This is a genomic window from Sinorhizobium sp. M4_45, assembly GCF_002885915.1.
Taxonomy (GTDB): domain Bacteria; phylum Pseudomonadota; class Alphaproteobacteria; order Rhizobiales; family Rhizobiaceae; genus Sinorhizobium; species Sinorhizobium meliloti_A.
The window spans coordinates 704,152-730,673 of the sequence record NZ_NWVE01000002.1 but is presented as its reverse complement, the minus strand read 5'-3'; the positions used below and the strand labels follow the sequence as shown (position 1 = coordinate 730,673).

Here is a 26,522-nt window from a genome sequence, read left to right as displayed (position 1 = left end):
TTCACCTGCACTCCAACCCGAGGTGAACTTATGACGAAACCCATCCTTGCCGCCATGGCGTTAACCCTTCTGGCGTCGAGCGCCGCGCTTGCCGAGGAAAAGGCCTTTCCCGCAACGCTCGAGGCGCATGCGATCCTTCCCGCAAACACCATTATCGCCGCGCCGGCGGATGCCGCGGAGTACCTCAAGACCTCGGGCAAGTTCTCGACCGCCGACCGCAAGCGCGCCGCCGAACTCGGCAGCGTCGCGGGCAAGGATGGCGTTCGCTCGACCGGTCTGTCGCTTCCCTTCAACGGCCAGCCGATGCAGGGCTTCTCCGGCATCAAGGCGATGGAGGACGGCACTTTCTGGAGCCTTTCGGACAACGGCTTCGGCAACAAGCTCAACTCGACCGACGCAATGCTGATGCTCCACCACCTCAGGATCGACTGGGACGCCGGCAAGGTCGAGGCGTTGAAGACCCTGTTCCTGTCCGACCCAGAGCGCAAGGCACCCTTCCCCATCGTCATGGAAGGCTCGGCCACCCGCTATCTCACGGGCGGCGATTTCGACGTCGAATCGATCCAGCCGGTGGCCGACGGCTTCTGGGTCGGTGAGGAATTCGGACCCTACATCCTGAAGTTCGACCTTGACGGCAAGCTCACCGATGTCATTGCGACCGTCGTCGACGGCAAGCCCGTACTCTCGCCGGACAACCCGGCACTGACGCTGCAGGGAGACCCCTCCAAGAAGGCACCGGACTTCAACCTGAAGCGCTCCGGCGGTTACGAGGGGCTGGCACTTTCGAAGGACGGCGCGAAGCTCTACGGACTGCTCGAAGGCCCGCTCTGGGCGGACAGCGAATCGGTGGAAGAGGCGGAAGGCCGGCCGGCGCTGCGGATCGTCGAGCTTGACGCCGGCAGCAAGGCCTGGACCGGGCGAAGCTGGCTGTATCCACTCGCCGAAGGCGGCGAAGCGATCGGCGATTTCAACATGCTCGACGAGAAGACCGCGCTGGTGATCGAGCGCGACAACGGCGCCGGCACCGTAGACAAGGCCTGCGCGGATCCCAAGAACCCGCAGCCGGATTGCTTCGCCGTCGGATCGAAGCTGAAGCGTGTCTACAAGATCGCCATGAGCGACGAAAACGTCGGCAAGGCCGTGCGCAAGATCGGCTATGTCGACCTGCTGAAAATCGCCGATCCGGACAACCGCAAGCGCCAGGGCGGCGGCGAGGGCTATTACGACATGCCCTTCGTCACCATCGAGAATGTCGATCGCGTGGACGAAACGCATATCATCGTCGGCAACGACAACAACCTGCCATTCTCCGCCGGGCGTTCGCTCGACAGGGCGGACGACAATGAATTCGTGCTGCTCGAAGTCGGCGAATTCCTGGAGGCCGAATAAGTGGCGCAGGGCCGCGCATCGTCAGATGCGCGGCACCCTGCTGTGGCAGGAACGAGCCGGAAAGGGTTCAGCGCTCGAAGGAGAAGACGAGCTTCTTGCCGGTAAGCTTGCCGAGTTGCTGGAGCCGGCCGTCGAGGCGTTCGCCCTCGAAGTCGGCATAGGCTGCCGGGACGACGAATTCGAGATCGATGTCGGGCTTCGAAGATCGCCGGAGCGTGAGGTGGCGCGCCACACCCGGCATGGAGGCCGAAAAGAGATAGGCGACGCGCAACAATCCGCCCAGGAGCTTCGCCAGCTCGAGCAGGCGCGGCGTCGTGATGCCTGCGAGCGGGCTCGTGGCGCCGTCGTCGTTAAGCCCCTCGAAGCGGTAGTAATTCGCGAGCGCGATATAGGCCCGTCCCGCATGCGTGATGCCGGTGAACGCCGAGTGCGCAATGATGTTCAGCGCCTGCAGACCGCGATAGTCCGGATGCGCCCGCCAGCTGATGTCCGCCAGCAGACAGGCGGCCTGACGGTAGCGCCTCTCCTCTTCCGTTTCTTCGATGCCGAAGAACGGCACGAGGCGGCCGGTCCATTCGGCGAGCTCTCGCGCATGCTCGGGCGAACGGGCCCGAAGGATGGCGAGTTCGTTGGCAGCCGTCAGCAGCGGGTCCTGCTGGCGTTCCTCACTGGAAAGCAGCGAAAAGAGATACCCTTCGCGCACGCCGAGCGCGGAAAACGAGATGCGCTCGGGCTTCATGATGGAGATTGCCTCTTGCATCGTCACCGCACCGAAGGGCAACAGGCTCCGGCGGCTCTTGGAAATCGTCGCATAGGCGGAGGGCTTGATATTCTTCGGCTCCATCACTTCGGCAAGGATCGCCAGCGCCTCGTCATAGGAGATCTCGTAACCCTGCATCATGTGCAGCGGGTAATTGTGCATCTCCATGTGCAGTTTGGCGATGGCTCGCCAGGTTCCGCCCACGGCGTAGAACGTGCGTCCGGTCCCCTTCTTCAGAACCTCGGCGTCTTTCATGACTTTGCGCACCCAGGTCCGCGCCTTGCTGAGCGAGCCGCTCGAATGCTCGAAGAGGCGGATGCCGCCCAGAGGCAGCGTTATGCCCTTGCCGATCCGCTTGCCGTCTACATCAACAAGCTCAAGCGAGCCGCCGCCGAGATCGCCGACGACGCCATCCGGCTCATAGTAGCTGCTGACGATGCCCATCGCCGAGTAATGGGCCTCCTCCTCCCCGCTCAGGATCTTCACCCTTTGCCCGAGGATGGCTTCCGCCCTTTCGATGAAGGCCGCTCCGTTGGTGGCCTCCCGCGCCGCAGCGGTCGCGATCACATACATCTCGGTCGCGCGCGCCTGGTCGGAGAGCGCACGAAAGCGGTGCAGCGCCCTCAGCGCCCTGGCCACGCTTTCCTCCTCCATGCGGCCGGTGGCATCGATGCCCTTGCCGAGGCCGCACATCACCTTCTCGTTGAAAAGCATTGCCGGCGAACGGCTCAGCCCTTCATAGACGACGAGACGAATGGAGTTGGAGCCGATATCCACAACGGAGACCGGGCGGATACCGGGCAGACGTCCCTGCGCTTCAGATTCGACCATGCAATTCCAGTTTACTTGTGCCAGCCGCTCTTCCAGCCGGCGATCAGCTTCGGTGCACTGGATTTCAGAGCCTCACCCCGGCCCGAAAGGCTCGGATTGGTCATGAAATAATGCTGAGCGTTGAACGGCTCGGCGTCCTTGCCGACTTCCATGCGGCGCGAGGTGCCGTCCGGAAGAATCTCGTAGCTCTGCTGGTTGTCGATGAGATTGCCCAGCATGATCTGCGAAAGAACCTGTTCGTGCACAGTGCGGTTGATGAGAGGAACGAGCGTCTCCACCCGCCTATCCAGATTGCGCGGCATCATATCCGCCGAGCCGATATAGACAAGCGCATTCTCCGATGGAAGTCCATGTCCGTTGCCGAAGCAGAAAATTCTTGAATGCTCCAGGAAGCGACCGACGATGGACTTGACGCGGATATTGTCGGAGAGCCCGGGCACCTGCGGCCGCAGACAGCAGATGCCGCGCACGACGAGATCGATCTCGACGCCTGCGCAGCTTGCCTTGTAGAGCGCATCGATGATTTCCGGGTCCACCAGGGAGTTCATCTTCATCCAGATCGACGCCGGCCGCCCGGCTTGCGCGTGGACGATCTCCTCCTCGATGTGCTTGAGGATGCGCGGACGCAGCGTATGCGGTGACACTGCGAGTTTCATGCCCCCTTCCGGCTCGCCGTAGCCGGTGATGAAGTTGAAGATGTTCGCCATGTCGTGGGCGATCACCGGGTTGCAGGTGAAAAACGACAGGTCGGTGTAGATTTTCGCCGTGACCGGGTGGTAGTTTCCGGTGCCGAGATGGCAATAGGTCCTGAGCTTGCCCTCCTCACGGCGCACGACCATCGACATCTTGGCGTGGGTCTTCAACTCGATGAAGCCGAAAACCACCTGGACGCCGGCGCGCTCGAGGTCGCGCGCCCAGCGGATATTCGCCTCCTCGTCGAACCGCGCCTTGAGCTCGACAAGCGCCGTCACCGACTTGCCGGCCTCGGCGGCATCGATCAGCGCGCGCACGATCGGGCTGTCGTTCGAGGTTCGGTAAAGCGTCTGCTTGATCGCGAGCACGTCCGGATCGCGCGCAGCCTGCAGCAGGAACTGCACGACGACATCGAAGGATTCGTAGGGGTGGTGGACCACCATGTCCTTTTCACGGATGGCGGCAAGACAGTCGCCCGCATGTTCGCGCACACGCTCCGGGAAGCGCGGATTGTAGGGCTCGAAGCGCAGATCCTCGCGCGGCGCCTTGGTGATCTCCGAAAGCGTGTTCAGCGCCAACAGGCCCGGCAGGACCGCGACGCGATTTTCCGGGACACCGAGCTCCTGCACGACGAACTGGCGCAGCGAAGCCGGCATCTCCGAATCGGTCTCGATCCGGATCACCGATCCGCGACGGCGGCGCTTGAGGGCCGTCTCGAAAAGACGCACGAGGTCTTCGGCTTCCTCCTCGACTTCGATATCGCTGTCTCGAATGATGCGGAACGTGCCCGACCCCTTCACCTCGTAGCCCGGGAAAAGCCGGTCGATGAACTGGCTGACGACATCTTCGAGGGTGATGTAGCGGATGACGTTCTTGACATCCGGCAGGCGAATGAAGCGATCGAGCGCCACCGGCAGGCGCAGCAGTGCCGTCATCGGATCGCGCCCGGTCTTGCTGACGAGCTGCAGACCGATGGAGAAGCCGAGATTCGGAATGAACGGGAACGGGTGCGCCGGATCGATCGAGAGCGGCGTCAACACGGGGAAGATCGCCTGGTCGAATTCGTTCGCGAGCCAGCTGCGATCCTGCGCGGAAAGCGAAGCCGGACGGACGATGAGGATATCTTCCTTGGCGAGATATTGCTGCAGGACGGCAAGCGATGCCTGCTGCTCCATCTGCAGATTGTCGACTTCCGTCAGAATGCTCTCGAGCGTTTCCGCCGGCGTCAGGCCGTCCGGGCTACGCAGCGAAAGCCCGGAACGGACCTGGCCCTCCAGACCCGCGACGCGAACCATGAAGAATTCATCGAGATTGGCGGCGGAGATCGACAGAAAACGGACGCGCTCCAGAAGGGGGTGCGCCGTGTTCAGCGTCTCCTCGAGGACCCGGCGGTTGAACTGAAGCCAGGAGAACTCGCGGTTGACGAAGCGCTCGGGGCTCTTGAGAAGGTCCAGCGCTTCGGCCGGCGCCTCACGCTTCTGCTCAGCAGATGCCTCGTGTTCCGTGATTGCAGACGTTGCGCTGTCCATGCCTGTAAAGCCCCATTACTCCGAACGACGAGCTACCCCAGTTTGACGACGGAACTGTGACAGTCAATCGGAGAGGCTTGTATTTGCAAGCTCTTCCAGAACTTCCGCGGCGAGCGCACGGGTCGGCCGCGTTCCACGCGCAAGCGCCAGATGGTCTATCCGCTCGACGATGGTCTGCGCCGCCTCCAGCGAGCGTTCCATGCGCGCGACGACGTAGCCGACCAGGCGCTCGTCCACGAGGAGCTGGCGGTCGGCAAAAAGCTTGGTGAGCACCTGCGCGAGCAATTCGTCGTCGGGCTCCCCGATTTCGACCACGGTGGCAGCCTTGAGGCGCGACTTGAGGTCAGGAAGCCGCACCGGCCATGACATCGGCCATAGCCGAGACGTCATCAAAAGCGCCGTACCGTTCTGTCGCACGCTGTTGATGACATGGAAGAGAGCCGTATCGTCGAAGCCCTGGCGGTCGGCATCCTCGAACAGGACCGGCTTTTCCGCGGCGATATCGGCGGCGTTCGAGCCGGCAAAGGGATGTATCGGCTCCGCCCTCGCCTTTTCGCGCCAGATGCCCGCAAGATGCGATTTGCCGGAACCGACCGGCCCGCAAATGATGACCACCGGCGACGGCCAGACGGGCCAGTGATCGACGATGGAAATGGCCGCGCTCAACCGGTCCGAGACGAGCAGGTCGTCGCGACCGGTTGCGGGCGCATGGCCGAAGACCAAAGGCAATTGTTCGGACAGATGTCTCTTCATGCATTACCCGTGAGCATTCACCTTTTGCAGCTACGCACGTCCGCACGGAAAACCGCTATGCACTGGAAGTGCTCTAGCCGTTGCTCTCCGGCTCCTTGTGAACGGCTGTTCTATGCCCGTGATAGAGATCGCTATCAAGGTACCGCTGGATGCCGAAGCGGACAAGCACACCGATCGCGGCCGCCGCGGGCACCGCCACGAGCAGGCCGACGAAGCCGAAGAGCGCGCCGAACGCAAGCAGGGCGAACATCAGCCAGACCGGGTGCAGCCCGACGCTTTTGCCGACCAGTTTCGGCTGCAGAATATTGCCTTCGAGAAACTGGCCGCTGAAGAAAACGGCGAGAACCACAAGGATCCAGACATAGTCCGGCCAGAACTGAACGAGCGCGACGCCGAGCGCAAGCACGAGACCGACCAGCGATCCCACATAGGGGATGAAACTGATCATGCCGGCGAAGAGGCCGATCAGGAGGCCGAAATTTAGCCCGACCATGCTCAGCCCGATCCCGTAGTAGAGACCGAGGATCACGCAGAGAGAGCCCTGGCCGCGTACGAACCCGGCAATGGTCGTATTCATGTCGCGAGCGATCTGCCGCACGACCTCGACGTAATCGCGCGGTATCCAGCTGTCGACTCTGTCGACCATACGGTCCCAGTCGAGCAGCAGATAGAAGGCGACGACAGGGGTGATGACGAATAGGGACAGAATATTGAGAAGTGCCAGGCCGGAGTTCCAGATCTGCTGGAACAGCGTGCCGAGGAAGCTTGCGCCTTGCTCCAAGAGCTTGGCCGAGTTCTGCTTGATGGTCGTCATCTGGCCGGCGAGCCAGTCCGGCAACAGTGTCGACTGGCTGTCGGTCAGGAACTCCTGAAGCCTGGTGATGTAACCCGGCATTTTCTGAATGAATTCGGCAGCCTGCGTGACGACCAGCGGAACGATGATCATCAGCGACAGCGCCAGCACGACGACGAAGGCGACCAGGATGGCGATCGTCGCCATCAGCCGGCTCAGACCGAGCCGCTCCAGGCGATCGGCTACAGGATCGAGAAAATAGGCGAGCGCCATGCCGGCGAGAAAGGGCAGAAGGATGGAGCTGAACACCAGCAGGAAGGCGATGAAGCCGACAAGCACCAGCAGCCAGAAAAAGATCTGGCGCTGAAGTCCCATACTGCTGACCCGATCGCCCATGACGGCCCCCGTTGCGCGCGGCACACCGCACCTTCCGCGTCGTTCGTTCGCACGAGATAGGGCTTGGGGCGCGCCAAGGTCAAGTCCGGCGGCGCTCACGGGACAAACGGCCTGTGACCGGCAGAAGGCGCTGACCACAGGCAGATTCACGAAAAAAGCAGGATCGGGCGCGCCTCTGCGCTTGCACTCCTCGCTTCTCCGTGCCAATCGCATCCGCAATCAGCGACGAGCCTTGGAGAGCGAGCATGAGCCAGTCGGGAAAGAACGGCCTCACCTACAGCGACGCAGGTGTCGATATCGATGCCGGCAACCTGCTGGTCGAGAAGATCAAGCCGCATGTCCGCTCGACCCGGCGCCCCGGCGCCGATGGCGAGATCGGCGGGTTCGGCGGCCTTTTCGACCTGAAGGCCGCCGGTTTCAGCGATCCGGTCCTCGTCGCCGCCAATGACGGCGTCGGCACGAAGCTCAAGATCGCGATCGACGCCGACAAGCACGACACGGTCGGCATCGACCTCGTCGCCATGTGCGTGAACGATCTCGTGGTGCAGGGCGCCGAACCGCTGTTCTTCCTCGACTACTTCGCGACCGGCAAGCTCGATCCCGACCAGGGCGCCGCGATTGTCGCGGGAATTGCCGCCGGCTGCCGCGAGGCCGGCTGCGCGTTGATCGGCGGCGAGACGGCCGAGATGCCGGGCATGTATTCCGGCGGCGACTACGATCTTGCCGGCTTTGCCGTCGGCGCAGCCGAGCGCGGGCAGCTTCTGCCTGCCGGCGACATCGCCGAAGGCGACGTCATCCTCGGGCTTGCCTCCTCGGGCGTGCACTCGAACGGCTATTCGCTGGTGCGCAAGATCGTTTCGCTCTCGGGCCTTGCCTGGGATGCTCCGGCACCTTTCGGCGAAGGCACCCTCGCCGACCTCCTGATGACTCCGACGCGCATCTATGTGAAACCGCTCTTGAAGGCGATCCGCGGGACGGGTGCGATCAAGGCGCTGGCCCACATCACCGGCGGCGGCTTCCCCGAGAATATTCCGCGGGTGCTGCCGAAACACCTTGCCGCCGAGATCGACCTCGGCGCCATCAAGCCGCCGGCTGTCTTCTCGTGGCTCGCAAAGACCGGCGGCGTTGCCGCCAACGAGATGCTGCGCACCTTCAATTGCGGCGTCGGCATGATCGCCGTGGTTCCGGCGAGCGAAGCGGAAAAAGTTGCGGCCGTGCTTGCCGGCGAAGGCGAAACGGTCTTCACGCTCGGCCGCATGGTCGCACGCGCCGAGGGCACACCCGGCACGATCTACAAGGGCAATCTCGCCATATGAGCTTGATGACCGGCAAGAAGAAGGTCGTCGTGTTCATTTCCGGCGGCGGCTCCAACATGATCGCGCTGGCGAAGGCTGCCGCCGCGCCGGATTTTCCGGCCGAGATCATTGCGGTGATCGCCGACAAGGCGGATGCAGGTGGCCTCGACAAGGCGGCCGGGCTCGGCATTCCGACCTTCGCCTTCGTTCGCAAGGATTTTGCCAGCAAAGAAGCGCACGAGGGAGCAATCCTGGCCGAGCTCGACCGCCTCCAGCCGGACGTGATCTGTCTCGCGGGCTATATGCGCCTTCTTTCTGCGGCCTTCATCCAGCGCTACGAGGGCCGGATCCTCAACATCCACCCGTCACTGCTGCCGCTCTTCCCAGGACTTCACACGCACCGCAGGGCGATCGACGCCGGGATGAGGATCGCGGGCTGCACCGTGCACTTCGTGACGGAGGGTATGGACGACGGGCCGATCGTCGCCCAGGCGGCCGTACCGGTCGTTTCCGGCGACACGGCGGATACGCTCGCCGCCCGCGTTCTTACCGTCGAGCACAAGATCTATCCGATGGCGCTTCGGCTCGTGGCTGAAGGCAAGGTGCGGATGGAAGCCGGCCGGGTGGTAAGCCATGCCGTCGACGAGGCAACGGGTACGCTCATTTCCCCCGTCATCTGACGCAAGCGGGTCATCTTCCCATCGCCAGCCGCCGGTCGAGCGCATCAAGCACGCGTCGTGTCAAAGCGGCATAATCGCCGTCGAAATGATGGCCTCCCTCGATGGGAACCACCTCGATACCGGAGGATTTCAGATCCGGGCAAGCGTCGTCCTCCTCGTCGGTGCCGTAGATGCACTGAACGAGTGGCGGCTCGATCGCCTTGATGTCGTCGACCGGGTCGCCGGCATTCCCCTCCCCGTCGGCGCCGAGCCAGCCGAGGACGGAGATCTTGTAGTCGGCGCGATGCGACAGTGCCATGAGCGTGACCTGCCGTATGCGTGCGCGGGTCGCGGGCGCAAGCAGGTTGTATGTGCGCGGCAGGATGTCGGCGCCGAAGGAATAGCCGATCAGCACTACGTTGCGGACGTTCCACCGCTTGCCGTAATAGGTGATGACACGGGCGAGATCGTCCGCCGTCGCCTGCGGCTGTCGCTCCGACCAGAAATAGCGCAGCGAATCCACCCCGACGACGGGCACGCCCTGCTGCTGCAGGGCATTGCCGACCTCCTTGTCGATGTCGCGCCAGCCACCATCGCCGGAATAGATCACCGCCATGGTATCGCGCGTTGGCTTCGCATCGAGAACGGTCAGGGGGAGCCCGAACGGGTTGTTCCCGTCGTCCTCCTGCTGGATGTACCCGGCGAGCGTGCCGGAGAGTGCGGCATAGACGTCTTCGTCGCTCGCCTGGACTTCGACGTCCGGATGCTTGGCTGCGAGAGCGGCAACGTGCTCGCGCCCGGCGGGCGACGCGGACGGCGAAAAGATTACGGTTACCGGGTCGGGTAAGGCGCCATCGGTCAGGCCGTAGACCATGCGGTCGCCTTTTCGAATTTTTTCGGCCGGAGTGCAGAGCTGCTTCGTCAGGGCGATACCCTCTTCGGGATCGACCGCGAGCGTCCGGCCGATGGTCGCTGCGGGCGACTGTGCGGCGATTGCCAGCGCCATGGCGCCGCCGGCGCCGACGCCGGCGACGATCGGCGGCCGATAGGCGCCGCTGCCGGCCGCGCGCTGCACCTGCTGACTCAAGGATTCGATGTCCGAAACGGTGTAGACGCAGTCCCCGTCATCCCTTGCAAGGGCTGCCAGATAGGCCTTGAGGTCGATGCCGATGACGAGCGCTTTCTCGCTCGAAAGCTTTCGGGCCACGGCATCCTCCCTCTCAGTCCAGCCGCCGGCGTCCGAAAGCAGCACCACGGCGCCGGAAGGCGCCTCTTTCGGGAACAGGATGTGCGGTGCGGGGATCATGCCGGTGTCGAACTTTGCCGAGTCTTCGGCAAAGGACGGAAGGGATGCAGTGCCGGCAATCAGGACCGCCAGGGCTGCACGTTTCAATATCCTTTTAATGGGGGTCATTTCCCGATCACTCCCTTCAGACCGCCGCCGATCAGGAATGTCGCATCCATCAGCGCCAGGATCGGGTTGAAGCCGCCGCTCGCCACTAGGTAGCGCGGTTGCCACTGCGGGTGAAACTTGGACTTGAAGGCACGCAGTCCCTTGAAGTTGTAGAAGCGCTCGCCGTGCTCGTAAAATGCCCGGCCGGCGCGGTCCCATACGGGCGCCAGCCGCCGCTCCGACATTCCCGACAGCGGCGCCATTCCGAGATTGAAACGCCGATAGCCTTCGTTCTTCAGATATTCCATCAGTTGCGCGAACAGGAAATCCATCGCCCCTTTCGGCGCCTCGGGCGAGAAACGCATTAGGTCGACCGAGCCCTCCTCCTTCGTGCCGGTGATCAGAATATTGGAGAAGGCCACGATGCGACCCTGCCATTTGAGGATCGCAACAGGCTGCGCCGTCAGATATCGCGGATCGAAGGCGCCGAGGGAAAAGCCCTTTTCCCGCGCATTGTGGTGGGCGAGCCAAGCATCGGAAACCGCCTCGAGCTCCGGAAGGATCGCCGATACCTCCGCAGGCGCGACGACCGAGAACTCCAGCCCGTCGCGAAGGCCACGGCTCACCTGCTGACGCAGGTTTGCCCATTTGCCGCCCTTCATCTCGAAGCGCGTGAGATCGACCTCGGCAAGTTCGCCGAGGCGGAAGGCTCTCAAGCCCGCATCCGCGTAATAGGCAAGCCCGCGGGCCGAGACCTGGTAGAAGACGGCCCGGCAACCATTGGAGCGCGCCGCCTCGATGAACTGCCAGATCAGGTCCGGCCAGGCATCCACGGGCCCGACCGGATCGAACAACGCAATCCAGGAACGCGCCCAGCGGCCATACATGATGAAGGCCCGGCCGTCGGCGGAGAACATGATGCTCTTGTCGCCCATGCGCACGAGGTTGGCATCGGACATGTCCTGCGCGTCGACGATGGCGATCGCCCGTTCCACCTCCTGCCTGCAGGCGGGGGCAACCGCCGCAGCGGCCGGGCGCATCAGGCTCCAGGTCGCTACAGCACTTGCGCCGATCGTCACTCCCAGAAGGGCGCGGAGCCCGCGCGGCGCCTCGGCGGAGAATTCGAACTGCCACCAGAGCTCATGGCTATATGCGACGTCGCGATAGACGAAGAGCAGGACGACGAATGCGCCGAAACAGATCACGCCGAGCGCGGTAAGCCACGGCAGCGTCAGCGCCTGTCCGAAAAGCGAGGCGGGACGGTTGAAGAGCCGCCGACTCGCGAGCAGCCCGACAAGGAGGAAGGCGAGCATGCCGGCTTCCCCGAGCGCCACCGCCTTCACCAGGGAAAGCAGGATTGCGGCCAGCGCGATCGCGATCGATGCCCACCAGGCGCCGTCGAGACGCAGCGCCAGCCCCCGCGCGACGATGAACAGCGCCAGCCCCAACAGGCTCGCCAGGAAATGCGCCCCTTCAATGATCGGAAGGGGCACGTAATTCGCAAGAAAGTCCAAATTCTCGTCCGGCGTCGGCGTCACGCCCGAGAGCACCAGCATCAGGGCGAGGACGAGCGCCAGCGTGGCAAGCAGAAGCGGCGTCATCCGGCCGCCGGCGCGGCGAAGGCTGGAGGCCGCAGGATGGCCCGCCAACTGGCGGAGTTCGATGCCTATCATCACGACGATGGCGATGAGCAAGGGCAATAGGTGGTAGATGACGCGGTAGAGGACGAGTGCACCGAGCACCGCGTCGACGCCGGCTGCGCGGCCCAGGCTCGCAACGATCACCGCTTCAAAAACACCGAGCCCCGCCGGCACGTGGCTGAGCACGCCGAGGCCGACCGCCACGGCGTAGATCGCCAGGAAGGCGGGCCAGCCCACCGTTCCGGCGGGCAAAAGGACATAGAGGACGCTCGCCGACGCAGCGAGATCGAGTGCCGTCACGAGGAACTGGCGCGAAGATGTCCGTGAGTCCGGCAGACGCAGGACGAGGCGGCCGATGCGGACCTCGCGACCGCTGCGGGCGGCGACCAGCACCGCCAGCAAGCCGGCAAGGACGAAGGCGGCGATTGCCCGCAGCCATGCCGCATCGATCCCGGTCAACGGCGCCACGTATTCGCCAACGGCAAGCAGGCTCAGGCATGTGACTGCCGCGAGCCCCAATCCGAAGGCGAGCGTGACGAAGGCGATGATACGGGCGATCTCCTCCGGTTCCAGTCCAAGGCGCGAATAGGACCGATAGCGGATTGCGCCGCCGCTCAGCGGACCGAAGCCCGCCGTGTTGCCGACCGCATAGGCGCAGGCGGCGGTGAGCGCGACGGCGGGATAAGGGAGCTTGCGTTCGATGTAGTCGAGCGCGCTGACGTCATAGAAGGTGAGTGCGAGGAAGCTCAGGCCCGTGAACAGGATCGCCGTTGCCACCGATCGCCGGCTCGTATCCGACAGCGCCGACACGACATCGTCATATTGCACCTCGGCCGTCAGGTGAAAGATCGCCGCCCCGAAGAACGCGATCACGAGGAGTGTGCCTAGCGCGGAGAGATAGCGCTGGTTGCGCTTCAGAAAGAGCATCCATGCGCCCCGCGGCCGCTGGTCTTTCTCTTCAAACTCTTCAGAGGAGGACGCCATTGGATCGCCCGTGTCGTTGAAGGAGACGACAAGGACTTACCGCAGCGCAGCGCGATCAAACAGTGAAATATCGGTAATGTAGAATATTGCAGAGTATCAGGCGATTACTTGGCCAGAGAGGCACGGTTGAGCATAGCCCACTGCAGAAGCATGATGGTTTTCGCGTCGCAGATCTCGCCGGTGCCGATCCCCGCGACGGCTTCGTCGAAGGAAATTTCCAACACCTCGATGTCCTCGCCTTCATGCGCAAGCCCGCCGCCCGCCGCCACCTTCTTCGATATATCGATGAGACCGAGGAAGAAGCTCGTGCGCTCCGTAATGGAGCCGGGGCTCATATAGGCATCGAAGAGATGCATAGCCGTCTCGATGCGGTAGCCGGTTTCCTCCATCGCCTCGCGGCAAATGGCGACCTCCGGCGCTTCGCCGTCGAGGAGGCCCGCCGGCGCTTCGAGGAGATATCCCTTTTCCCCCTGCAGGAAAACCGGCAGGCGCAGCTGGCGGACGAGAACCACCACCTGCCGCTCCGGGTCGAAGAGGAGGATCGTTGCGGCGCGACCGTGGTCGTGGACTTCACGCACGAGGCGCGCGGTGCTGCCGTCGGACATTTCCTGCTCGATCGTGATTTGCTCGAGATTGATGAAGCCATCCCAGACCGTCTTGCGATCGATGATCCGGAAGCGCGGGTCTGCGTTTTTGATCATAAGAAATCCTTGTTCGATCGCCCTGTGCTCGTCACAGGGATCCAGCCGGACCAAGTCCTTGGGCTGAATTAACTCTGCCCGCCCCGCAGACGAGGGGGCATAAAGTCATCGTGATCTGGAGAGCGGCGGTCAGGTCCGCCGCATCCAGACCCGGTTGTCGTGGAATGCAGCGCCGCCATAGGGTGCCACGGCATCGGCACCGGTCAAGACGTTGATCCCCTCCCCGTCCAGGTGGGCGCCATTGGGCCAAAGCCCTTCGGCGATGACGACGCCGCGACGGGCACCCCCTCCGATCTTCGCGTGCAGGCGAATTTCACCACGCCCGTTGCCAAGCCTCACGACGTCGCCCTCGGCGATACCGAGTTCGGCCGCATCCTCCGCATGGATCATGACTTCCGGCCGGCCTTCCTTCTGGATCGAGGACGGGGTTTCGGCAAAGGTGGAATTGAGGAAGGACCGCGCCGGCGACGTCGCCAGCCGGAACGGATGCCGCTCGTCGGCTACCTCGATGAGGTCGACATGATCTGGGAACTCGGGAAGTTCACCGTGCGGCCCCTGAACCCCCATCGCCTTCGGTGGCCGGTTCGGCGCGGGCGTACCGGTCCAATCCGACTTGAAGCGGAACCTGCCGTCCGGATGCGCGAAACCGTTGAGGAAATGCGCCTCCTCGAATGCCGGCTGGCAATCGAGCCATTTCCGCTCCTTCATCTCGTCGTAGCCGATGCCGTAATTGGCGAGCAATCGATCGATATGCTGGCGTTCCGTCATCCCGAAGCCGGGACAGTCTGCGACGCCGAGACGCTTTGCCAGCTCTTCGATGACGAAAAGATTGGTGCGCACGGTCGGCGGCGGCTCGACGACTTTCGGCCCGAGCAGAACATGCTGGTGTCCGCCACCGCGATAAAGGTCGTCGTGCTCGAGGAACATGGTGGCCGGCAGGACGATGTCCGCGAGTTGCGCGGTGTCCGTCATGAATTGCTCGTGCACGGCGACGAAGACGTCGTCGCGCAGAAAGCCGCGCTTCACCAGCCGCTGCTCCGGCGCGACATTGACCGGATTGGTGTTCTGGATGAGCAATGCCGTCACGGGACCGCGATGGCGAAGCGCCTCGGCGTCTCCGGTCAGCACGCGGCCGATCTGCGACTGGTCGAGCATGCGCACATCCGGATCGTGAAGGGTGCTGCCGACGAGCTCGCGCTTGTCCAGCCGGAAAATGTCGTTGTTCGAATGGAAGGCACCGCCGCCCTCGTGCTTCCAGGAGCCGAGCACCGTGGCAACGGAGGCTGCGGCATGGATCGCGACGGAACCGTTGCGCTGGCGGGTGAAGCCGTAGCCGAGACGGAAATAGGTCCGCGGCGTCGTCCCGACGAGTCTCGCGAAAGCTTCGATCTCCTCCACCGAAAGCCCGGTGATCGCGGAAGCCCATTCCGGTCCGCGCGTCTTCAGATGCGCTTCGAGCCCCGCGGGATCGTCGGCGAATTCAGCCATATAGGCGCGGTCCGCATGACCGTCGCGGAAGGCGACGTGCATGACGGCGCAGGCGAGCGCCGCGTCGGTGCCCGGCTTCAGGACCAGCCCCATATCGGCCTGCTTGATCGTCGGGTTGTCGTAGACGTCGATGACGACGATCTTGGCGCCGCGCTCCTTTCGCGCCTTGACCGCGTGGGTCATCACGTTGACCTGCGTCGCAACCGCATTGGTGCCCCAGATCACGACGCAATCGGACTTGGCCATCTCTCTTGGGTCCGGCCCGCGCAGGGTACCGGTCGCCATGGTGTAGCCGGTCCAGGCCATGTTGGTGCAGATGGACCCGAAGAAGCCGGAATAGCGCTTGGCGTGGCGCAGCCGCTCGATGGAGTCGCGTTGCACCTGCCCCATCGTGCCGGCATAGAAATAGGGCCAAACCGCCTCCGAGCCGTGTCTCTGCTCGGCTTTGACGAACTGGTTGGCAATCTCGTCCAGGGCCGTCTCCCAGGAAATCTCCTGCCAACGCCCGTCGCCCTTCGCACCGACCCGGCGTTGCGGCACCATCAGCCGGCCGGGATGATAGATGCGCTCTGCATAGCGGGCGACCTTGGCGCAGATCACCCCCGCCGTATAGGTGTTTTCCGCCGCTCCGCGTACGCGGCCGATCCGGCCGTCGGCGGTGAGGTCGACCTCCAGAGCGCAAGCCGAGGGACAGTCGTGCGGACAGACCGAATGGCCGATGGTTTTTTCTTGTCTGATAGGGGTCGCAACGTTCATGGCTTTTCTATATGGCATGGCCAGGGACGCTCAAAGCCCCATTCGCCATTCATCGAAACAATTGATCGCGGCCATCGGCAACGCTTATGAACTACCGGCACATCTACCACGCGGGCAACTTCGCCGATGTCCTGAAGCACGCGGTGCTGGCACGGCTCGTCACCTATCTGAAGCAGAAGGACAAGGCCTTCCGCGTGCTGGACACCCATGCGGGGATCGGCGTTTACGACCTTTCGAGCGAGGAAGCGCAGAAGACCGGCGAATGGCGCGAGGGCATCGGAAGGCTGATCGAGGCAGAGCTTCCCGCCCCGGTCGCCGCCATTCTCGAACCGTATCTTTCCGCCGTTCGCGACCTTAACCCCGGGGGCGGCCTCATGCATTATCCGGGGTCGCCGAAGCTCGCTCGCATGTTGTTTCGCCCGCAGGACCGGCTGTCGGCCATGGAACTTCATCCGGAGGATCACGAGGCGCTGCACCGGCTCTTCGAAGGTGATTTCCAGAGCCGCATCACCCGGCTCGACGGCTGGCTGGCGCTGGGCGCACATCTGCCGCCGAAGGAAAAGCGCGGCCTCGTTCTCGTCGATCCTCCCTTCGAAGCCGAAGGCGAGTATGAGCGGCTGGTGGACGGGCTGGCCAAGGCATACCGCCGCTTCACCGGCGGCATCTACTGTCTCTGGTATCCGCTGAAGAAGGGCGCGCCGATCAGGGATTTTCACGAGTCGCTCAAGGCTTTGGAAATCCCGAAAATGCTTTGCGCCGAACTGTCGGTGCGCAGCGATCGCGTTACCACGGGACTCGCGGGATCCGGCCTCATCATCGTCAACCCGCCCTTCACGTTGAAAGGCGAACTCGACATTCTCCTACCCTATCTGAAGACACAACTCGCCCAGGATCGTTTCGCTTCGGGGCGTTGCTTCTGGCTGCGCGGCGAGGCGCCGCTCGATCGAGGGCCTTGACGGATAAGGTTCTGTGGCTTCAATCTCTTACGACGACTCAGGGAGGTAGCCATGACTTGCAAGCTTGCCGCAATGCTTCTCACCTCGCTTTCCCTCGTTGCCGGCGTGACCAGCAGCGCGGCCGCCGCAGACTTTGCGGAAGTTCCCGTTGCCCGGCATACCTACGACGTCGGCGTTTGCGGCAACCCCTCCGTCCTGGGTTTCATTACCCGGCGCTTCGACTACAAGGCGGCGAACTATCTGCGCGCCAACATCGCCATCGCCGAGATTCGCGAAATGGGTCAGAGCCGCTTCGAACCGCGCGATTACACCCATCTGGTGGAACGCGAATATTGCTACGCGACCGCGGTGACGACGGACGGCGTTCGGCGCCCGATGTGGTATCTGATCGAACGGCCATGGGGCTTTGCCGGCGTCGGGTCCAATATCGAGTTCTGCGTCGGGGGTCTCGACCCATGGTATGTCTACGGCGCCAACTGCGCTTCGCTTCGGTGATCGCAGCACCTAACGCATGTCGCCCAAAAGTGCGCAGCGGTTTTGGGACAACGACATGCATCGGTACGAAAAGCTGAAGCGCATCTCACGAACTCGATCGAATGCGACGCCTTTCAGCCTGCTGCCGGCAATCGTCGTCCTTGGCACGCTTCTCGGCTGTAGCGGTGAAGAAGGCAGCCAGACTGCCCCGAACGCCTCGAATGATTTGGCGAGACGTGCGTCAATGGCGCCTGTGCCCGTCGGCACTGGGTTCGACTTCTATGTGCTTTCCCTCTCCTGGTCGCCGACCTGGTGCGACGCCAACGATCCGAAAGGCAAGTCCGACCAGTGCGAAACCGGCCGCGGACATGGCCTGATCGTACACGGACTCTGGCCGCAGAACGAAGGCAGCTATCCGGAATATTGCCGGACGCGGCACTCGGATCGCGTGCCCGAATCGCTCGGACGGCAATATTTCGACCTCATCCCCTCGATGGGCCTTATCGGCCACCAGTGGCGCAAGCACGGCACCTGTTCCGGCCTCAGCCAGAGGGATTATTTCGCGGTCACGCGGGCCGCGCATGAGAGGCTCGCCATTCCTTCGGAATTAACGGCTGTGGACGGCGCCGAGAACCTCTCCGTCCAGGCGATCGAAGCGGCCTTCAAGAAGAAGAATTCCGGGATGACGAGCGAGTCGATCGCTGTTACCTGCGAAGGAAGGTTACTCGAAGAAATCAGGATCTGCTTCGACAAGGAACTGAAATTCAGGGCTTGCCCTCAAGTCGACCGACAGGCCTGCAGACGAGACACCGTCTCGTTGCCTCCAGCACCATGATGGAAAGACATCGCATGAAGATACTCTACTCGCCCGCCTCCCCCTATTCGAACAAGGTCCGCATGGCGGCTCATCATGCCGGAATCGCGGCGGAAAGCGTTCTCACGGAAACCAATGCCAATCCGCCGCAGCTGATCGACAACAATCCGCTCGGAAAGATTCCGACGCTGATCACCGACGACGGCCAGGCAATCTACGACAGCCGCGCGATCATGCATTTCATCGATCGCGAAACCGGGGGCAAGCTCTATCCGAAGAATCACGAGAAGCGTACGAGGATCGAGATCTTCGAGGCACTTTGCGACGGCATATGCGACAGCCTGCTCGCGATCGTCTACGAGAAACGCTTCCATCCGCCTGAAAAGGTGCACCAGCCCTGGATCGACCGGCAGTGGGAAAAGGTGGAACGGGGCCTCGACTACCTCGAAGCAAATCTGCCCAAGACCGGAGGGAAGCTCAATGCCGGTCATTTCGCACTCGCCGCCACGCTGCGCTACATCGAACTGCGCTTCGCCGGCGAATGGCAGAAGGGCCGGCCCAAGCTCAAGAACTGGCCTGCCAAATTCGAGAAGCACTTCCCGGATTATTCGAAGTTCAAGGCTTGAGCATCGCGAAGCTTGCTCTTGCTTGCGTCGCCCCTCATCCGGCCTGCCGGCCACCTTCTCCCCGCAAGCGGGTCGAAGGTGACTCGTGGCGCGCGCCGCAGGATGCGGCTCAAAACAAAAAAGGCCGGGGTTAGCCCGGCCTTTTTCGATCGCGTTGGACGGATCAGAACTTGACGCCCATACCGAGTTTGACGCTGTGCTCGTCGTAGCCGGACGAGATCGTCGAACCGCCGGCGCGGAAGTCCTTGGAGCCGTAATCCGTGTAGCGGTATTCGGCACGCGCGGTGATGTTGTCGGTGACGAAGGTTTCGGCGCCGACGCCTGCGGTCCAGCCGACAAGAGTCTTGTCGTCGGAGCCTGCCGGAGTCGAAAGCTTGGCATTGCCGAGTGCGACACCGGCCGTGCCGTATACGAGAACCGGGTTCAGGTCGACACCGACGCGACCGCGGACCGAGCCGTTGACACCCTGCTTGACGCGGCGGCCGCTGGAGCGGGCGTCGTTGCCGGTGTAGTTTACGTCGGCTTCACCGCCATAAACCATCTGACCGTCCTGAACGTTGTAGCCGCCATAGAGACCGCCGCCGAAACCGACCGACTTATTGTTGCCGGTTGCATCGGCCTCGCCATGGTGCCAGTCGATGGTGCCGCCGACATAGGCGCCGGACCAGTTGCGCACCGCCGGTTCGGTATATTCGGCAGCCGGAGCAGCCGGAACTTCGTCGACCACGTCAGCGGCGTGGGCGGCCTGGAAAGCAACGAGGGCCATGGCCGAGGCCATGAGGGTGGTGGTGAGCGTACGCATACTATTCTCCTTTCGAACCGGCGTTCCGTTTTAGGTGTTTCCCGGCGGAACACCGGACATCTGCAATTAACCCGCCCGGTTGACCCGAAATTGATCAGGAAATGAGGAATCTCAAGAGCCAAAATGTGAAATTTTAGTGGCGGCAACGCGACCGAAAAGCGATGTTGCAGCGCAGACACAGGAGTTTTATTAACCATGATTCAAGATTAACGAAAGATATACTACAGCAATACAAACTAATGCAAATTACGGCTTCCACGTTAATTTTTCAGAAATGAATCCTCCGGCGAGAGTTTCGGCGAGCGTTTCCAGTCTATATCTTCTGCCACTCGGCATCAGGATTCGAAGAACGGGACGAAACGTTGAAAAGGACACTCAAGGCGGCGCTCGTTACCGGCGGCGCCCGACGCATCGGCAGGGCAATAGTCGAGGATCTGGCGGCGCACGGTTTCGCGCTCGCCATTCACGCGAACGGATCGTTCGCAGAAGCGGAGGCGCTCGCCGGGAAGCTGGGACAAACCGGCGCGAGGGCGGTCGCACTCAGAGCCGATCTTACCGAAGCCGGCGCCGCCTCCGGGCTCATCGCCGAGGCAACGGCCCTGCTCGGTCCGCTGGATCTCCTCGTCAACAACGCCTCGGTGTTCAACAAGGACAGCCTCGCCGAGTTCGACGAAGCGGTATGGGAGCGGCACTTCGCGCTGCATGTCAAAGCCCCCTCCCTGCTCGCCCGCGATTTTGCCCTGCAGCGGCCGGCCGACGTCTCCGGTCTCATCGTCAATGTGATCGATCAGCGCGTCTGGTCTCCAAATCCGCGCTTTTATTCCTATATGTTGTCGAAGTCGGCGCTGTGGACGGCAACTCAGACGATGGCCCAGGCGCTCGCCCCCGACATTCGCGTCAACGGCATCGGACCCGGGCCGACGCTGCCGAACGAGCGACAGGATCCGCGTGATTTCGAGGCGCAGGTCGAGGCGCTGATTCTCAGGCGCGGTCCGGCGCTCGATGAATTCGGACGTGCGATCCGCTTCCTTTTCGACACGCCGTCGGTTACCGGACAGATGATTGCACTCGACGGCGGCCAGCACCTTGCCTGGGAGACGCCGGATATTCGGGAGATAGTGGAATGAACGGGCAGACGCCCACCGATGGCGGCATCCTTTACGACGCCACGGAGACGGACGACGAAGACGATCTGGTCGAAGTGACCGAGCCCGAACGGCTGGCGCCGGCAATAGGATGGGCGGAGAGCCTGCCGGAAGCGGCAGGCCTCAAGGGAGCCGAACTCATCCAGGCCTTCGTCAAGCGCCTGCCGAACGGGCCCGGCGTCTACCGGATGCTCAACGAGGCCGGCGACGTGCTCTATGTCGGCAAGGCCCGCAGCCTGAAGAAGCGGGTGAGCAACTATGCGCAGGGGCGCGGCCACTCCAACCGCATCGCGCGCATGGTTCGCGAGACCGCACATATGGAATTCGTGACGACGCGGACGGAGATCGAGGCGCTGCTGCTCGAAGCGAACCTCATCAAGCGCCTGCGCCCGCGCTTCAACGTGCTTCTGCGCGACGACAAGTCCTTCCCCTATATCGTCGTCACCGGCGATACGCGTGCGCCGGCGCTCTACAAGCATCGCGGCGCGCGCAGCCGCAAAGGCGACTATTTCGGCCCCTTCGCCTCGGCCGGAGCAGTCGGACGCACGATCAATTCGCTGCAACGCGCCTTTCTTCTCAGAACCTGCACGGACAGTGTCTTCGAAACACGCACGCGCCCCTGTCTGCTTTACCAGATCAAGCGTTGTTCCGCGCCGTGCACGAACGAGATCAGCGATGCGGACTACGCGGAACTGGTCAGCGAAGCCAAGGACTTTCTCTCCGGCAAGAGCCAGGCGGTGAAGGCGACCATTGCCTCCGCCATGGCCGAGGCTTCGGAAAACCTGGATTTCGAACGTGCCGCGCTTTACCGCGACCGGCTGGCCGCGCTGAGCCACGTCCAGAGCCACCAGGGCATCAATCCGGCCGGCGTCGAGGAAGCGGACGTCTTCGCCATTCATCACGAAGGCGGCATCTCCTGCATCCAGGTGTTCTTCTTCCGGACGGGGCAGAACTGGGGCAATCGCGCCTATTTTCCGAAAGCCGACCCTTCGATTCCCCCCGCCGAGGTGCTCAGCGCGTTTCTTGCACAGTTCTATGACGACAAGCCCTGTCCGCGGCAGGTCCTGCTCTGCGCCCCCGTGGAGGAACAGGAACTGCTTGCACAGGCGCTCAGCGAGAAATCCGGCTACAAGGTCTCGATCCTCGTGCCGCAGCGCGGAGAGAAGAAGGATCTCGTCGAGCATGCGCTCGCAAACGCCCGCGAGGCGCATGGCCGCAAGCTCGCCGAAACCGCTTCGCAGGGGCGCCTGCTCGAAGGTTTTGCCGCAACCTTCCAACTCCCTTACGTGCCGCGCCGCATCGAGATCTACGACAACTCGCATATCATGGGCACCAATGCGGTGGGCGGCATGGTGGTCGCCGGCCCGGAGGGCTTCGTCAAAGGCCAGTACCGAAAGTTCAACATCAAATCGACCGACATCACGCCGGGCGACGATTTCGGCATGATGCGCGAGGTCATGACGCGGCGCTTCTCCCGACTCCTGAAAGAGGAGGGCAAGCCGGATCGGTCCGCAGAGCCGGGTGAGGATGCCGGTTTCCCCGCGTGGCCCGACGTCATCCTGATCGATGGCGGCCAAGGGCAGATGACGGCGGTTCGTGCGATTCTCAAGGAACTCGGCATAGAGGATAGCGTGACGGCGATCGGCGTGGCCAAGGGCGTCGACCGCGACGCCGGCCGCGAACGTTTCTTCGCCGAAGGCCGGGAAAGCTTTACTCTGCCGCCGCGCGACCCGGTCCTCTATTTCATCCAGCGCCTGCGCGACGAAGCGCACCGCTTCGCGATCGGCTCGCATCGGGCTCGCCGGAAAAAGGAAATGGTCAAGAATCCGCTCGACGAGATCGCCGGAATCGGCCCGACACGCAAACGCGCGCTCCTCACCCATTTCGGAACCGCCAAGGCAGTCTCCCGCGCCGGCATCAACGACCTGATGTCGGTAAACGGCATTTCCGAAACGGTCGCCCGTATCGTCTACGAGCATTTCCACGAAGACGCCGCCAAATGACGGCGCGGCGCGGTTCAGCCTGCATTCAGGCGAAATCCGCCAATTATGACAGGCGTCACGCAATGATCTGTTGACCTTATGGTCGCAAAGTCATTCTGTACAGCTGAACCCGGAGGGGATGAGGAAAGGCATTCGGCGTTTCCGCCCGCATCCCGCTTCGACCACTAGAATCGATCGCGCCGAGACCCCAGATGGCGGGAAATGAGGACTGTCGTGTCCAGAGAAACCGAATCCATGCCAACGCCCATAGCCTATAGCATCCCGAATCTGCTGACCTATTTCCGCATCCTGATCGTGCCGCTGATCGTCTTCTGCTTCTTCATCGAGGGCCGGCTTCACAGCTCGGACTTCGCGCGCTGGACCGCGCTTATTCTCTTTGTCGCGGCTTCGATCACCGACTTTTTCGACGGCTATCTCGCCCGCATATGGAAGCAGACCTCCAATATCGGCCGCATGCTCGACCCGATCGCGGACAAGCTGCTGGTCGCCTCGATCCTGCTGCTCGTGGCCGCCGACGGGACGATCGCCGGCTGGTCGATCTGGGCTGCCATCATCATCCTCTGCCGCGAGATACTGGTTTCCGGTCTGCGCGAATATCTTGCAGCTCTCAAGGTCAGCGTTCCGGTGACGCGGGTTGCCAAATGGAAGACGACGATCCAGATGGTGGCGATCGCGTTCCTGCTCGCCGGTCCGGCCGGCGACAAGATCGTGCCCTATGTGACGGAAGCCGGTATCCTGCTTCTGTGGATCGCCGCGGCCATCACACTCTATACCGGCTACGACTATTTCCGCGCCGGCCTGAAACATGTTGTCAACGAATGAGCACGGTAAACCTCGTCTATTTCTCCTGGGTTCGCGAACGCATCGGCAGGCCTGAAGAAACACTGGACCTGCCGGAGGATGTCGTCACGATCGCCGATCTGCTTGGCCATCTGAGGACCCGCGGCGAGGAGTATGCCGCGGTGTTCGAGCACGCGAACGTCATCCGCGCGGCGATCAACCAGGAACATGTGGAGCACGGCGAGCCGATCGCCGGCGCCCGCGAGATCGCCCTCTTCCCACCGATGACGGGCGGCTGAGATCATGGCTGCCCCGGTCACCGTGCGCGTCCAGCGCGACGACTTCGACATCGCCGCCGAAGTCTCGGCGCTTTGCCGTGGGCGGACTGACATCGGTGCGGTGGTCACGTTTTCGGGGCTGTGCCGGGACGAGGCCGGAGCCCTCGGCGCCCTCGAGCTCGAGCACTATCCCGGCATGGCGGAGGCGGAGATCGAACGGATATGCCAGGAAGCGGTCGAGCGCTTCGGCCTGCAGGCCGCAACCGCCATCCATCGCTTCGGCCGCATGGAGCCGGGAGCGAACATCGTCCTGGTGGTAACCGCCTCGCCGCACCGGCAGGCGGCATTCGATGGCGCGAATTTCATCATGGATTTCCTGAAGACCTCGGCCCCCTTCTGGAAGAAGGAACATCGCACCGACGGCAGCGCAGGCGATTGGGTCAGCGCGAAGGATGCGGACGACGCGGCGCGCGATCGCTGGACGCGTCGCTGATCTCACACCGCCTGCGGTTCATGGAATGATCTTTTCCCGGCGCGTGATCACGAGCACGATCACCAGAAAGCCGAATATGGCGAAGTCCCGCCAGAGGATGGGTCCATAGGCGCTCCACAAGGTCTCCATGAGGCCGATGCCGGCTGCGCCCAGTGCCGCGAATAGCGGCGAAGCCTGCCCGCCGATGGCCGCGATGAACAGGACCTTGACCCCGAAGGTCAGGCCGGTGCCGAAATCCATGTTGCCGTAATAGGAAGCAGCGAGAATCCCGCAGAACGCAGCGATCAGCGACGCCACGCCGTAGGCGGCGACATAGACCACGCCGGGATCGATACCGCAAAGCGCGGCGGCCTTGCGATCCTCGGAAACGGCACGCCAGTAGCGGCCGGCGTAGGAACGGGTCAACAGCCAATGGCCGCCGCCGACAAGGGCCACCATGAGCGCGGTATTGACGAGTTGTACGACCGTCAGCGCGACCGGAAAGGCGGGATTGGGCCAGAACACCACCACGTCGTTCAGGAAGGGCGGCAGCCAGAGGCTTCTGGTGTCGGAGGCGAGCCGGGCTGTTTCCATCAACACCAGCAGGCTTCCGAGCGAGGCGACGACCACCGCGTTGGCGGAGGAAAAAGCCAGGGGCCTCATGACGTAGCGGCCGGCAACAAGGCCGGCGCCGAGCCCGAATGCGAGCGCCGCTGCCGCCCCCAGCGCGAGCGCCGCCGGCAGTACCAGCCACAGCCGGCTCCAGCCGACATCGGCGAAGAGCACGAAGATTTGCCCTGCAAAGGCGAAGAGTGCGCCATAGGTCAGATCCGCCCGGCGTGTGACGGCAAAGGCGATGGCGTATCCGAAGGCGAGCGCCGCATAAAGCGCGGCCACGGGCACGGCATTGGCGATCTGCTGCAGGAAATAGGCCATGGCACATCCGCGTGATGACAAGCGTACTATAACTGGTAAAATAGCTTTTACCAGTTAGGACTTTTCGCATGAGCTTCACCTGGACCGCACATCGATTCTCCGGCGGCGCGCTCGCACTGGACGTCGCCAATTCCGTGGTCCTGCGCTTCGACGCGGAGCGCCGGATCGATCGCTTCGACGATCCGGCGGCGATCGACAGCTTCGCCGAGGCCGCAAATCTCTACGGCGCCGAACGGAGCCGTTTCGGCACGCTCGTCCCGGCAAAATCAGTGCGCCGAAACGCATTCATTGGACTGCGCGAGGCGACCGACCGCCATTTCCGCGCGCTGGTGCGGACTGAGGATCGGCCGGACCTCCTGGCCGATCTGCTCGAGGCGATCGCCACCGTCCTGCGTCAACCCGCGGACACGGGCAAAGGCACGCCGCTCGATGTGGCCACGGCGCATTCGGCACTTGGTCTCATTGCCGGACCGGAGAGGGAACGCCTCAAAATCTGCCCCAACTGCGCGTGGCTGTTTCTCGACCGCAGCCGCAACCGAAGCCGGACGTGGTGCGACATGGCGGTTTGCGGCAACCGCACGAAGGCCAGGCGTCATTATCGCCGCAGCAGGGAGGAACCGAAGCCATGAAGAGAGCCATGATATCCGCTCTGCTCGCCGCAGCGGTCGCTGCCGGCTGTCAACGCGAAAGCGGCAGGGATCCGCTCGAACTGACCGGCAAGATGTTCGTGTTCAACTATCGGCTGGCCTATGCGACCTATATGGTCACCCTCAACAAGACGGAGCCGGTTCCGGATGGGAGCACTGTCGTCGCAACCTTCGAAAACCCTGCCGGCGGCAATCCGCTGACCCTTGAACGGCGGCTTTTCCCGAAGCTGAACAAGGTGGTGCTGGAAAGTCCGGACATCACCTGCGTGAAGAAGCAGAGACCCTATGCCGTGACCATCGAGGTCAAAGGGCCGGACGGGACATCGCTTCAGAGATTGGAGACGACTGTCATTTCGGACATCGATCAGGACGTGATGCCGGCGAAACCCCTTGTCGAAGGTCCGGCCTACGACAAGAACCCGGAGGTCTTCAAGGACGGCAAGGCGCCGGCGCGCTTCGAGACCGCCAGTTGCCCGACGTAAAAAGCCGGAGCGTCGCCGCCCCGGCTCGAAAATCACGTCTCTGCTTT

At 63.0% G+C, this 26,522-nt stretch carries 24 protein-coding genes; 14 read left to right on the top strand and 10 right to left on the bottom strand.

Annotation, left to right across the window (positions count from 1 at the left end):
* Positions 1 to 30 precede the first annotated feature (30 nt).
* Positions 31 to 1,389, top strand: coding sequence for an esterase-like activity of phytase family protein (locus CN933_RS09185; protein WP_018094704.1), 1,359 nt, complete (start codon positions 31 to 33; stop codon positions 1,387 to 1,389).
* A gap of 67 nt (positions 1,390 to 1,456) precedes the next feature.
* On the opposite strand, the gene ppx is transcribed toward CN933_RS09185, so the two are convergent.
* The 4 genes from ppx to CN933_RS09165 form a co-directional block, all read right to left on the bottom strand.
* Positions 1,457 to 2,980 (bottom strand): exopolyphosphatase, encoded by a 1,524-nt coding sequence (ppx, locus tag CN933_RS09180; protein ID WP_018094703.1) that lies wholly within the window; start codon positions 2,978 to 2,980, stop codon positions 1,457 to 1,459.
* 11 nt (positions 2,981 to 2,991) lie between these two features.
* The gene (locus CN933_RS09175; protein WP_018094702.1) at positions 2,992 to 5,202 is read right to left on the bottom strand and encodes an RNA degradosome polyphosphate kinase; all 2,211 of its coding nucleotides are present in this window, start codon (positions 5,200 to 5,202) and stop codon (positions 2,992 to 2,994) included.
* A 63-nt stretch (positions 5,203 to 5,265) separates the two neighbouring features.
* The gene (hdaA, locus tag CN933_RS09170) at positions 5,266 to 5,955 is read right to left on the bottom strand and encodes a DnaA regulatory inactivator HdaA (protein WP_018094701.1); all 690 of its coding nucleotides are present in this window, start codon (positions 5,953 to 5,955) and stop codon (positions 5,266 to 5,268) included.
* Between the two features lie 73 nt (positions 5,956 to 6,028).
* The gene (locus CN933_RS09165; RefSeq protein ID WP_033047220.1) at positions 6,029 to 7,144 is read right to left on the bottom strand and encodes an AI-2E family transporter; all 1,116 of its coding nucleotides are present in this window, start codon (positions 7,142 to 7,144) and stop codon (positions 6,029 to 6,031) included.
* 245 nt (positions 7,145 to 7,389) lie between these two features.
* On the opposite strand from CN933_RS09165, the gene purM reads away from it, so the two are divergent.
* Both purM and purN read left to right on the top strand, forming a co-directional pair.
* Entirely contained in the window at positions 7,390 to 8,460 is a 1,071-nt protein-coding gene (gene purM, locus CN933_RS09160; RefSeq protein ID WP_018094699.1) for a phosphoribosylformylglycinamidine cyclo-ligase, read from the top strand.
* Entirely contained in the window at positions 8,457 to 9,119 is a 663-nt protein-coding gene (gene purN, locus CN933_RS09155; protein ID WP_018094698.1) for a phosphoribosylglycinamide formyltransferase, read from the top strand. The genes purM and purN overlap by 4 nt, the downstream gene beginning before the upstream one ends.
* Before the next feature lie 10 nt (positions 9,120 to 9,129).
* On the opposite strand, the gene CN933_RS09150 is transcribed toward purN, so the two are convergent.
* From CN933_RS09150 to CN933_RS09135, 4 genes are all read right to left on the bottom strand, one after another.
* The gene (locus CN933_RS09150; protein ID WP_018094697.1) at positions 9,130 to 10,512 is read right to left on the bottom strand and encodes a virulence factor; all 1,383 of its coding nucleotides are present in this window, start codon (positions 10,510 to 10,512) and stop codon (positions 9,130 to 9,132) included.
* Positions 10,509 to 13,115, bottom strand: a complete 2,607-nt coding sequence (gene mprF / locus CN933_RS09145) for a bifunctional lysylphosphatidylglycerol flippase/synthetase MprF (protein ID WP_018094696.1) — start codon at positions 13,113 to 13,115, stop codon at positions 10,509 to 10,511. Before mprF ends, CN933_RS09150 begins: the two co-directional genes overlap by 4 nt.
* 104 nt (positions 13,116 to 13,219) lie before the next feature.
* Positions 13,220 to 13,816, bottom strand: a complete 597-nt coding sequence (locus CN933_RS09140) for an NUDIX domain-containing protein (RefSeq protein WP_018094695.1) — start codon at positions 13,814 to 13,816, stop codon at positions 13,220 to 13,222.
* Positions 13,817 to 13,945: 129 nt separating this feature from the next.
* Positions 13,946 to 16,078 carry a molybdopterin-containing oxidoreductase family protein gene (locus CN933_RS09135; protein WP_018094694.1) on the bottom strand — a complete coding sequence of 711 codons (2,133 nt, stop codon included), beginning with the start codon at positions 16,076 to 16,078 and terminating at the stop codon, positions 13,946 to 13,948.
* A gap of 68 nt (positions 16,079 to 16,146) precedes the next feature.
* On the opposite strand from CN933_RS09135, the gene CN933_RS09130 reads away from it, so the two are divergent.
* From CN933_RS09130 to CN933_RS09115, 4 genes are read left to right on the top strand one after another with little or no spacing between them, the layout of a single operon-like run.
* Complete coding sequence (locus tag CN933_RS09130) at positions 16,147 to 17,016, top strand: 23S rRNA (adenine(2030)-N(6))-methyltransferase RlmJ (protein WP_018094693.1); 870 nt, start codon at positions 16,147 to 16,149, stop codon at positions 17,014 to 17,016.
* 51 nt (positions 17,017 to 17,067) lie between these two features.
* Positions 17,068 to 17,511, top strand: coding sequence for a hypothetical protein (locus CN933_RS09125; protein WP_018094692.1), 444 nt, complete (start codon positions 17,068 to 17,070; stop codon positions 17,509 to 17,511).
* A 55-nt stretch (positions 17,512 to 17,566) separates the two neighbouring features.
* Positions 17,567 to 18,325 (top strand): ribonuclease T2 family protein, encoded by a 759-nt coding sequence (locus CN933_RS09120; protein WP_080636456.1) that lies wholly within the window; start codon positions 17,567 to 17,569, stop codon positions 18,323 to 18,325.
* 14 nt (positions 18,326 to 18,339) lie between these two features.
* Positions 18,340 to 18,930 carry a glutathione S-transferase gene (locus CN933_RS09115; RefSeq protein WP_018094690.1) on the top strand — a complete coding sequence of 197 codons (591 nt, stop codon included), beginning with the start codon at positions 18,340 to 18,342 and terminating at the stop codon, positions 18,928 to 18,930.
* Positions 18,931 to 19,093: 163 nt separating this feature from the next.
* On the opposite strand, the gene CN933_RS09110 is transcribed toward CN933_RS09115, so the two are convergent.
* A complete protein-coding gene (locus tag CN933_RS09110) occupies positions 19,094 to 19,732 on the bottom strand; it encodes an outer membrane protein (protein WP_018094689.1) in 639 nt (212 codons plus the stop codon).
* Positions 19,733 to 20,094: 362 nt separating this feature from the next.
* On the opposite strand from CN933_RS09110, the gene CN933_RS09105 reads away from it, so the two are divergent.
* From CN933_RS09105 to CN933_RS09085, 5 genes are all read left to right on the top strand, one after another.
* Positions 20,095 to 20,859 (top strand): SDR family oxidoreductase, encoded by a 765-nt coding sequence (locus tag CN933_RS09105; RefSeq protein ID WP_018094688.1) that lies wholly within the window; start codon positions 20,095 to 20,097, stop codon positions 20,857 to 20,859.
* On the top strand, positions 20,856 to 22,880 hold the full coding sequence (gene uvrC / locus CN933_RS09100; protein ID WP_018094687.1) for an excinuclease ABC subunit UvrC: 2,025 nt from the start codon (positions 20,856 to 20,858) through the stop codon (positions 22,878 to 22,880). Before CN933_RS09105 ends, uvrC begins: the two co-directional genes overlap by 4 nt.
* A 234-nt stretch (positions 22,881 to 23,114) precedes the next feature.
* Positions 23,115 to 23,702: a CDP-diacylglycerol--glycerol-3-phosphate 3-phosphatidyltransferase gene (gene pgsA / locus CN933_RS09095; RefSeq protein WP_003531610.1), complete on the top strand. Its 588-nt coding sequence runs from the start codon at positions 23,115 to 23,117 to the stop codon at positions 23,700 to 23,702.
* On the top strand, positions 23,699 to 23,959 hold the full coding sequence (moaD, locus tag CN933_RS09090) for a molybdopterin converting factor subunit 1 (RefSeq protein WP_018094686.1): 261 nt from the start codon (positions 23,699 to 23,701) through the stop codon (positions 23,957 to 23,959). The genes pgsA and moaD overlap by 4 nt, the downstream gene beginning before the upstream one ends.
* A 4-nt stretch (positions 23,960 to 23,963) precedes the next feature.
* The gene (locus CN933_RS09085) at positions 23,964 to 24,431 is read left to right on the top strand and encodes a molybdenum cofactor biosynthesis protein MoaE (RefSeq protein WP_018094685.1); all 468 of its coding nucleotides are present in this window, start codon (positions 23,964 to 23,966) and stop codon (positions 24,429 to 24,431) included.
* A gap of 18 nt (positions 24,432 to 24,449) precedes the next feature.
* On the opposite strand, the gene CN933_RS09080 is transcribed toward CN933_RS09085, so the two are convergent.
* Positions 24,450 to 25,346, bottom strand: a complete 897-nt coding sequence (locus tag CN933_RS09080; RefSeq protein ID WP_018094684.1) for a branched-chain amino acid ABC transporter permease — start codon at positions 25,344 to 25,346, stop codon at positions 24,450 to 24,452.
* A 68-nt stretch (positions 25,347 to 25,414) separates the two neighbouring features.
* Here CN933_RS09080 and CN933_RS09075 point away from each other — a divergent pair, with 68 nt between their 5' ends.
* Positions 25,415 to 25,975, top strand: a complete 561-nt coding sequence (locus CN933_RS09075) for a CGNR zinc finger domain-containing protein (RefSeq protein ID WP_018094683.1) — start codon at positions 25,415 to 25,417, stop codon at positions 25,973 to 25,975.
* Positions 25,972 to 26,475, top strand: coding sequence for a hypothetical protein (locus CN933_RS09070; protein WP_018094682.1), 504 nt, complete (start codon positions 25,972 to 25,974; stop codon positions 26,473 to 26,475). Before CN933_RS09075 ends, CN933_RS09070 begins: the two co-directional genes overlap by 4 nt.
* The last annotated feature ends 47 nt before the right edge of the window (positions 26,476 to 26,522 follow it).

Bases quoted from the DNA above. Each gene is read 5' to 3' on its own strand.
- ppx (WP_018094703.1), bottom strand. From the start codon at position 2,980: ATGGTCGAATCTGAAGCGCAGGGACGTCTGCCCGGTATCCGCCCGGTC.
- uvrC (WP_018094687.1), top strand. From the start codon at position 20,856: ATGAACGGGCAGACGCCCACCGATGGCGGCATCCTTTACGACGCCACG.
- CN933_RS09135 (WP_018094694.1), bottom strand. From the start codon at position 16,078: ATGCCATATAGAAAAGCCATGAACGTTGCGACCCCTATCAGACAAGAA.
- CN933_RS09140 (WP_018094695.1), bottom strand. From the start codon at position 13,816: ATGATCAAAAACGCAGACCCGCGCTTCCGGATCATCGATCGCAAGACG.
- CN933_RS09150 (WP_018094697.1), bottom strand. From the start codon at position 10,512: ATGACCCCCATTAAAAGGATATTGAAACGTGCAGCCCTGGCGGTCCTG.
- CN933_RS09070 (WP_018094682.1), top strand. From the start codon at position 25,972: ATGAAGAGAGCCATGATATCCGCTCTGCTCGCCGCAGCGGTCGCTGCC.
- CN933_RS09085 (WP_018094685.1), top strand. From the start codon at position 23,964: ATGGCTGCCCCGGTCACCGTGCGCGTCCAGCGCGACGACTTCGACATC.
- moaD (WP_018094686.1), top strand. From the start codon at position 23,699: ATGAGCACGGTAAACCTCGTCTATTTCTCCTGGGTTCGCGAACGCATC.
- purM (WP_018094699.1), top strand. From the start codon at position 7,390: ATGAGCCAGTCGGGAAAGAACGGCCTCACCTACAGCGACGCAGGTGTC.
- CN933_RS09125 (WP_018094692.1), top strand. From the start codon at position 17,068: ATGACTTGCAAGCTTGCCGCAATGCTTCTCACCTCGCTTTCCCTCGTT.
- CN933_RS09110 (WP_018094689.1), bottom strand. From the start codon at position 19,732: ATGCGTACGCTCACCACCACCCTCATGGCCTCGGCCATGGCCCTCGTT.
- CN933_RS09115 (WP_018094690.1), top strand. From the start codon at position 18,340: ATGAAGATACTCTACTCGCCCGCCTCCCCCTATTCGAACAAGGTCCGC.
- CN933_RS09120 (WP_080636456.1), top strand. From the start codon at position 17,567: ATGCATCGGTACGAAAAGCTGAAGCGCATCTCACGAACTCGATCGAAT.
- hdaA (WP_018094701.1), bottom strand. From the start codon at position 5,955: ATGAAGAGACATCTGTCCGAACAATTGCCTTTGGTCTTCGGCCATGCG.
- CN933_RS09175 (WP_018094702.1), bottom strand. From the start codon at position 5,202: ATGGACAGCGCAACGTCTGCAATCACGGAACACGAGGCATCTGCTGAG.
- CN933_RS09185 (WP_018094704.1), top strand. From the start codon at position 31: ATGACGAAACCCATCCTTGCCGCCATGGCGTTAACCCTTCTGGCGTCG.
- CN933_RS09075 (WP_018094683.1), top strand. From the start codon at position 25,415: ATGAGCTTCACCTGGACCGCACATCGATTCTCCGGCGGCGCGCTCGCA.
- CN933_RS09080 (WP_018094684.1), bottom strand. From the start codon at position 25,346: ATGGCCTATTTCCTGCAGCAGATCGCCAATGCCGTGCCCGTGGCCGCG.
- CN933_RS09130 (WP_018094693.1), top strand. From the start codon at position 16,147: ATGAACTACCGGCACATCTACCACGCGGGCAACTTCGCCGATGTCCTG.
- CN933_RS09165 (WP_033047220.1), bottom strand. From the start codon at position 7,144: ATGGGCGATCGGGTCAGCAGTATGGGACTTCAGCGCCAGATCTTTTTC.
- mprF (WP_018094696.1), bottom strand. From the start codon at position 13,115: ATGGCGTCCTCCTCTGAAGAGTTTGAAGAGAAAGACCAGCGGCCGCGG.
- pgsA (WP_003531610.1), top strand. From the start codon at position 23,115: ATGCCAACGCCCATAGCCTATAGCATCCCGAATCTGCTGACCTATTTC.
- purN (WP_018094698.1), top strand. From the start codon at position 8,457: ATGAGCTTGATGACCGGCAAGAAGAAGGTCGTCGTGTTCATTTCCGGC.